At 57.8% G+C, this 7006-nt stretch carries 6 protein-coding genes; 2 read left to right on the top strand and 4 right to left on the bottom strand.

What is annotated here, in order from left to right:
* Positions 1–114: 114 nt before the first annotated feature.
* On the bottom strand, positions 115–546 hold the full coding sequence (locus DVS29_RS34545; RefSeq protein WP_118185464.1) for an Lrp/AsnC family transcriptional regulator: 432 nt from the start codon (positions 544–546) through the stop codon (positions 115–117).
* A gap of 222 nt (positions 547–768) precedes the next feature.
* Between DVS29_RS34545 and DVS29_RS34540 the strand changes: the two genes are divergently transcribed.
* Entirely contained in the window at positions 769–1845 is a 1077-nt protein-coding gene (locus DVS29_RS34540; RefSeq protein ID WP_118185462.1) for an ornithine cyclodeaminase, read from the top strand.
* Between the two features lie 50 nt (positions 1846–1895).
* Positions 1896–2834 carry a citrulline utilization hydrolase CtlX gene (gene ctlX, locus DVS29_RS34535; protein ID WP_118185460.1) on the top strand — a complete coding sequence of 313 codons (939 nt, stop codon included), beginning with the start codon at positions 1896–1898 and terminating at the stop codon, positions 2832–2834.
* 63 nt (positions 2835–2897) lie between these two features.
* On the opposite strand, the gene DVS29_RS34530 is transcribed toward ctlX, so the two are convergent.
* The 3 genes from DVS29_RS34530 to DVS29_RS34520 form a co-directional block, all read right to left on the bottom strand.
* The gene (locus tag DVS29_RS34530; RefSeq protein WP_118185458.1) at positions 2898–3221 is read right to left on the bottom strand and encodes a DUF4148 domain-containing protein; all 324 of its coding nucleotides are present in this window, start codon (positions 3219–3221) and stop codon (positions 2898–2900) included.
* A 189-nt stretch (positions 3222–3410) separates the two neighbouring features.
* Positions 3411–4979, bottom strand: a complete 1569-nt coding sequence (locus DVS29_RS34525; protein ID WP_118185456.1) for a methyl-accepting chemotaxis protein — start codon at positions 4977–4979, stop codon at positions 3411–3413.
* A 380-nt stretch (positions 4980–5359) separates the two neighbouring features.
* Positions 5360–6997, bottom strand: a complete 1638-nt coding sequence (locus tag DVS29_RS34520) for a GMC family oxidoreductase (RefSeq protein WP_118185454.1) — start codon at positions 6995–6997, stop codon at positions 5360–5362.
* Positions 6998–7006 lie beyond the last annotated feature (9 nt).

Below are 7006 nucleotides of genomic sequence, written 5' to 3'. Positions count from 1 at the left end.
CGGACGACCAACCTGTCGGCAGATTCTCATGGCCAACTCGGTTCAAGTGGCAAGAGGTCGGCGCTCTGAAAACGAGTTGTGCAGACCTTCCCTAGCCACGGTGACCGCCGTCGATCAAGCCTTGTGAGTGGACAACAGGATGCTGGTTTCCGTATTGACAATGCCGTCAATCAAACGAATCGCACCGAGAACACGATCGAAGTTTTCCAGCGAATCCGCCTGCAGTTCAGCAACCAGATCCCAGCGTCCATTTGTGCTGTGAATCTTCGCGACGTTCGGATGACCGCGCAGCACCTTGACGATTTCGGCCGCCCGATTACCCTCCACAACGATCGACATCAGCGCCCGGATGCGGTGCTTCTCGACTGCAGGCTTTAGCCGAATCGTGTAGCCGACGATCACACCGCTCATTTCGAGCCGGGTTAGACGGTTTTGCACCGTCGCCCGCGCCACTCTCAACTGCTTCGCCAGCGTGACGACAGACGAGCGCGCGTTATCGCGCAGCAGTGCGATGAGCTGACGGTCGACGTCATCCAGATTGATCATGTGGTCTTCTCCCCGTACACGCCAATGACGCTCACACCGCTAAGGTAACCGTTTCTCTGGGCCGGACGCACCCCGACTGAACAGATTGCCATGTAATTCCGTCAATTTGCTCATTTTATCGGCGTTTTTGCTCACCTTGCCGGCTTTATGTTAGCTGCACTCACGGAAATAATGGCTCCCATCGAGTGGCGCAAGACGCCGCTTCCACCACAGGAGACAGACATGACCCGCTTTCTCGACGTTCCCGCTACCAGTCGATTGGTTGCGCGCACCGGCGTCGCTCGTTTTCTCAGCGAGCTCGTTGACACCTTACGGGCTGACTACCTTCGATGGGGCGAATTCGACAAATCGCCACGCATCGCCTGCCATTCGCCAGAAGGCGTGATCGAGCTCATGCCAATCGCAGACTCGAGGCTCTTCGGCTTCAAGTACGTGAACGGTCACCCGGTCAACACTGAACGCGGCATTCACACCGTCATGGCGTTCGGCGCGCTGGCCGACGTCGATACCGGCTATCCGCTGCTGCTCGCGGAACTCACGCTCACCACGGCGTTGCGCACCGCGGCCACCTCGATCCTTGCGGCGAGCGCCCTCGTCCACCCCGAATCACGCAGGATGGCGCTGATCGGCAATGGCGCGCAAAGCGAATTTCAGGCGATCGCCTTTCACACTCAGCTCGGCATCGATGAAATCCGCGTCTTCGACATTGACAAAGCCGCGACGGACAAGCTCGTGCGCAATCTGTCGACCATGCCGGCACTCAAGATCGTCCGCGCCGGGTCAATCGCCGAAGCGGTGCGCGGAGCCGATATCGTGACAACGGTGACGGCAGACAAGGCATACGCCACCATCATCACCCCCGACATGCTTGAACCCGGTATGCATCTGAACGCGGTAGGTGGAGATTGCCCGGGGAAGACAGAGTTGCACGCCGACGTGCTGCGAGCAAGCCGCGTGTTCGTCGAATATGAGCCACAGACCCGCATCGAAGGCGACATCCAGCAAATGCCAGAAGACTTCCCGGTTATCGAACTCTGGCGTGTGCTGCAAGGCGAAGCAATCGGCCGTGAAAACGCGGCACAGGTCACGGTGTTCGACTCCGTTGGCTTCGCGCTTGAAGATTACTCCGCGTTGCGCCACCTGTACGCGCTTGCGCAGGAGCATGACGCCGGCGTCGACATTTCACTGATTCCGCCTGCGACGGACCCCAAAAACCTGTTCGCGTTGGTCGGTGAATCGAGTACGCACAGAACAGGCGCGGCACCTGTCCATGCCAATTTCCCCGCTTTTGCCCGTTAAGCGGCTACCGTGCACTGCAACGTCATGTTCTCTGCCTTGTGCTAACGCCTATGAACCACGCCTCCATTCAGGCACCGCCCGCTGTCGTGATGATCCGGCCGCATCGCTTTTTTCCCAACCCCGACACCGCTGAGGACAACGCGTTTCAGCGTGCAGCCCCGGTAGACAGCGAAGCACAACGCGGCGAACTGGCCGCAACGGCCCGTGACGAAGTCACGGCCGCTGCGCACGCTCTATCCGACGCGGGCGTACGTGTCCACCTGTTCGACGATCAAGGCGAGCACGACACTCCTGACTCGGTGTTTCCGAACAACTGGTTCTCTACCCATTCCGGCGGACACATCGCCCTCTACCCCATGTATAACCCCAGTCGCCGGCGCGAACGGCGGACCGACGTCATCGAATCGCTGAAAAGCGAGTACCGTGTGCAAGACGTCATCGATTATTCCGGACTTGAATACGACGATGTCTTCCTAGAGGGAACAGGAGCGATTGTGCTCGACCACATCGGCCGCATTGCATATACCGCGCGTTCGCTCCGCGCCGATCCGGTTGTGCTCGAAAGGTTTTGCACGCACTTCAACTTCGAGCCGATCTGCTTCGATACTGCCGATGAAAGCGGTCGGCCGATCTATCACACCAATGTGATGATGAGCGTCGCCACGGCGTTCGCTCTCGTCGGTCTCGATCTGATCGTGGACGCCAACCAACGCGAGAAAGTACGTCAGCGGCTCGTGGAAACAGGTCGCTCGGTCATTGCGCTTGAAAATTCGCAGATCGTCAGCTTTGCGGGCAACGCTCTTGAACTGTCCGGCCACGATGGACGTGTGCTCGCACTGTCGCGGCGTGCGTACGATTGTCTAACACATCGCCAGCGCGAATTGATCGAGCGCTCTGCTCGATTGCTGCCCCTTGACGTGCCGACCATCGAGCTCGCGGGCGGCTCTGTGCGCTGCATGCTGGCGGGCATACACCTGGCGCGGCGGTGAAGTCGGCCCACGGCAGATTTCATGCAAGTCGATTGACGAGGATCGGCATCGGCGCGTCGTACTTCAATGGCCCTTATAGAGCGACGTCACACCACCTTGCGCGACTGCATTGCGCGAACCAGATTCGAGCGAACCCGTTGACGGCGTACCGTATCCGCTCACGTTCCCGATCGTCTGGGCTTGCACGGCAACGCGCGCTTCGGCCGCCTGAATGTCATCCGGGTAATGAGGATTTTGACCTGGCGCAGGACGATAGCCAGCCTGTTCGAGTTGGACGAGCTGCGCACGCACCTCGGTGCGTGTGAGCGGTTGGTTCGATTGCGCAAACGACAAGCTTGGAATCGCCAAAGCGACAGTAACGGCAATAGCTCTGAGAGAAGAATTCATACTCGACACCTCGAATGTAGTTTCGGAAATCACCGCGACATCGGTTGTCTGCAACGGTTGATATCAGAATAAGAGGCGTCGGCGTTAGGGTAAACCCGCAAACTTCTAATGCAGTGTTTCCGGGAGGAAGCTAATCACATCTCATCCTTAAAAATTGGACACATGTTGCGTGAAATCTTGCTGACCAAATCACACCGTGTCGACCAACCTGAATACCGAGGCCGCATCATTTAGATCTTTCGCTTGCTGTTCGAGCGAGTGCGCAGCAGCCGCAGCCTGCTCGACGAGGGCCGCATTCTGCTGCGTCACCTCGTCCATCTGTGACACCGCCTGATTCACTTGTTCAACGCCGCGGCTTTGTTCCTCAGATGCCGCCGCAATCTCGCCGACGAAATCGGAAACTTGCTTAATCGCTTGCTTGACCTGCCCCATCGTCAAACCCACCTCTGCTGCCTGTTTCGCGCCGTGCTGAATCATCTCGACCGACGAGCCGATCAACTGCTTGATTTCCCCAGCTGCTGTCGCAGAGCGTTGCGCGAGGCCACGCACTTCACTCGCGACAACGGCAAACCCTCGTCCCTGTTCGCCTGCACGTGCGGCCTCCACTGCCGCATTCAAAGCGAGGATATTCGTCTGGAATGCAATGCTTTCGATTACACCAGTGATTTCGGAAATCTTTGTGGAACTGCCGCTGATTCTCTCGATCGTAGCGACCATGTGCTGGACGGCTTCATTGCCCGCATCGGCCATACCCGTCGCCCGGGTCGCCAGAATATTTGCGTGTCCCGCATTGTCTGCGTTCTGCTTTATCGCCTCGGCCAACTGCGTCATACTGGCCGCGGTTTCTTCCAGCGATGCGGCTTGTTCCTCTGTCCGGGCCGATAGATCTGAGTTTCCAGCCGCGATCTGTTGAGAAGCGCTGGCCACAGCCGAACTTGCAATCTGGATTCGAGACACTGTCGCCGTTAGATTTTTGACCGTTTCGTTGAGTGCGTACAGCAAGCTCGATTGATCTCGCGGCTTTAGCTCAACGTCACACGTCAAATCGTTCCTTGCAAGCAGCATTGCTACGTTCGCGGCATATGCAGGTTCACTACCTAAGGTCTGCATGATGCTGCCCGTAATCCGCCACCCGACTACGAGAAGAACAAGCAGCAAAACAACGGCCTCACTTCCAAGTTTCAGGAGATCCGAGTAGAAGTCGGCGTCCACGTCATCGATGTAGAGTCCCGCGACCAGCACCCAACCCCAAGGTGAAAACTGTGCTGAATAGGTCAATTTCTCTTTCGGTACCTGCTCTCCGGGCTTCGGATACCAGAAGTGCGAAAATCCGCCACCTCCGCGCGCTGCGGCCATCATGTCCTGAACGACCATCGTGCCTTGCGCGTCCTTCAACTGCGACAGATCCTTTCCTATCAATTGAGGGTACTCGGGCGCCAGAATCTGTATGCCATTTCGGTCGTAGCCAAAGAATGCGCCGTTTCGGCTATAGGGTAGAGATGCAAGCTCTTCGAGTGCGGATTGCTTTGCATCAGCCTCGGTCTTCTTGCCGGCCTGTGCAAGCTGATATTGATAATTCATGATGCCGACGCCGAGGTCGACGACAGTATGGAGCTTGTCCTGACGCCCCTGAATGACTCTTTGCTTGACACGTATAAGTGCCGATCCACTCAGTATCGCCAATCCCACGATAGACACAAGGACCAGGATAAAAATGCGCGCCCTCACGGAGAGTTGAGCCGGTTTTTTTGTCGTCATTTTTTATGCCTTGAGTACCTTCGCAGTGGAATTCTGTAAGCGCGACTGGCGAGGTGCCCTCGCCAGTGAGCAAATGGTGGTGCCCTCTGGTTTTCGGGCGAGACAGATTTTTTACGCTACGGCATCGGTTCGCCTCACCATTCGGTACATGTAAATGGCAGTGAACTACTCATCCAGTCATCAAGACTTAGCGTCGCTCCCGCAGTATCCGTGGCGTCCATTGACTCCGTGACGCACAGCTTCCGCAAGTTGCGCTCCTCAACCATGTCACCCGACTCTTCCAACGAGTGACGCATTCCACGCGTTTCTGACATAGCGAAAACCTCCTGCGATATTCATCATCCATGTCGTCCTCCGCCAGCTGCGGAGGACATCTGGCTTTAGGCCGCCTGCCCAGGAATTCCAGAGAAAGCGGTATTGGAGTCCGCAAGAATCATGTCCGCCGCCTTTTCCGCGATCATGATCGTCGGTGCATTGGTGTTCCCGGATGGAATGCGCGGCATGATAGACGCATCGACGACTCTCAGCCCCTCGATTCCCCGCACCCGAAGTTCGTGGTCGACCACGGCGTCCCGATCATTGCCCATTTTGCAAGTACCAACGGGGTGGTACATCGACTGTGCGCTCGCGCGCAGATATTCCGAGAGCTGTTCGTCGGTCTGAAACCGGCTGCCGGGCAGTACCTCACCTTTAAAATGTTCACGGAACGGAGCCTGCTCAAAGATCCTGCGGATCACCCGGATGCCTTCGATCAACGGTTGCACATCGCGGCTATCCGACAGATAGTTTGCGACCATCCTCGGCGCCGTTCGCGGATCACGCGAACGAAGCGAGACGGATCCGGTTGAGTAGGGTCTAAGCAAGGTACAAGACGCCGTCACCGCGGGTGCGCTCTCGGCTTTGTACATGCCGCCCTTGCTGATCATGCTGAAAGGCCGCATTTGCACCTGCAGGTCTGGCACTTTCGTGTGCGCTCCTGAACGGAGGAACATTCCGACCTGCGCCGCGGCCGAGGTGAGCAATCCGCGTCTCGAAGTCATGTAGCGGAGCACGTCAGGAATCATGCGCCAGTTGCTGGCGATCATCTTGTTGATCGAAAACGAAGGGTCGACGCTCGCCAGACAATGAGCGTAGATATGATCCTGAAGGTTACGGCCGACACCCGGTAGGGCGTGCCTTACCGAGATTCCATTCGAAAGCAGTTCCTCCACAGGACCGATTCCAGACAGCATCAGTAATTGCGGGGAATTGACTGCGCCCGCCGATACGATCACCTGGCGCGCGGCCGCCTGCCGCGAAATGCCACCCACTGAATACCTCACGCCCGTGGCCCGGCGTCCTTCAAGCACGATACATTCGGCCAGTGCGCCAGTTTCGACGGACAGGTTCGGTCGGTTGCGCACCGGCCGCAGAAAAGCGGCCGCAGCGGAGTCCCGCTGCCCTTGATGAATGGTGAACTGCAGATAACCCACGCCTTCCTGCGTGACCCCATTGAAGTCATGGTTCCTTGGAATACCCGCGTGAGTCGCAGCTTCGACAAAGGCTTCCGATGCACGATGCGGCTCATGGAGCGGCGAGACGTGAAGTTCCCCGCGGTCCCCATGCAACTCACTCGCCCCCAGGTAGTGACACTCACTGCGCTTGAAATAGGGCAGCACGTCGGCCCAGGACCACCCGGCGTTGCCTAATTCACTCCACGCATCGTAGTCAGCCGCAGTTCCACGCATGTATACGTGCCCGTTTATCGCGCTGCTGCCGCCGAGCGTCTTGCCGCGTGGCCAGATGATCTTGCGGTTGTTTAGCCCTGGCTCTTCGTCCGATGTGTAGCCCCAGGTCAGCTTGGGATTCGCGATCACGCGAGGCACGCCGGCCGGCACCTTGATCCAGACATTCTGGTCTTCGCCCCCCGCTTCGAGCAGCAACACCTTGTTGCGAGGATCCTTCGAGAGACGATTGGCCAGCACGCATCCCGCCGATCCGGCGCCTACGATCACGTAGTCGTAAATTATGTTCGTCATGAGAGCCTC

This window comes from Paraburkholderia phosphatilytica (assembly GCF_003443895.1).
GTDB lineage: Bacteria > Pseudomonadota > Gammaproteobacteria > Burkholderiales > Burkholderiaceae > Paraburkholderia > Paraburkholderia phosphatilytica.
Note: the sequence above shows the minus strand (reverse complement) of the source record. Positions and strands in the feature narration are given on the sequence as shown.

Excerpts from the sequence above, each read along its gene's own strand:
- DVS29_RS34545 (WP_118185464.1), bottom strand. The coding sequence starts at position 546 with ATGATCAATCTGGATGACGTCGACCGTCAGCTCATCGCACTGCTGCGC.
- DVS29_RS34540 (WP_118185462.1), top strand. The coding sequence starts at position 769 with ATGACCCGCTTTCTCGACGTTCCCGCTACCAGTCGATTGGTTGCGCGC.
- ctlX (WP_118185460.1), top strand. The coding sequence starts at position 1,896 with ATGAACCACGCCTCCATTCAGGCACCGCCCGCTGTCGTGATGATCCGG.
- DVS29_RS34530 (WP_118185458.1), bottom strand. The coding sequence starts at position 3,221 with ATGAATTCTTCTCTCAGAGCTATTGCCGTTACTGTCGCTTTGGCGATT.
- DVS29_RS34525 (WP_118185456.1), bottom strand. The coding sequence starts at position 4,979 with ATGACGACAAAAAAACCGGCTCAACTCTCCGTGAGGGCGCGCATTTTT.
- DVS29_RS34520 (WP_118185454.1), bottom strand. The coding sequence starts at position 6,997 with ATGACGAACATAATTTACGACTACGTGATCGTAGGCGCCGGATCGGCG.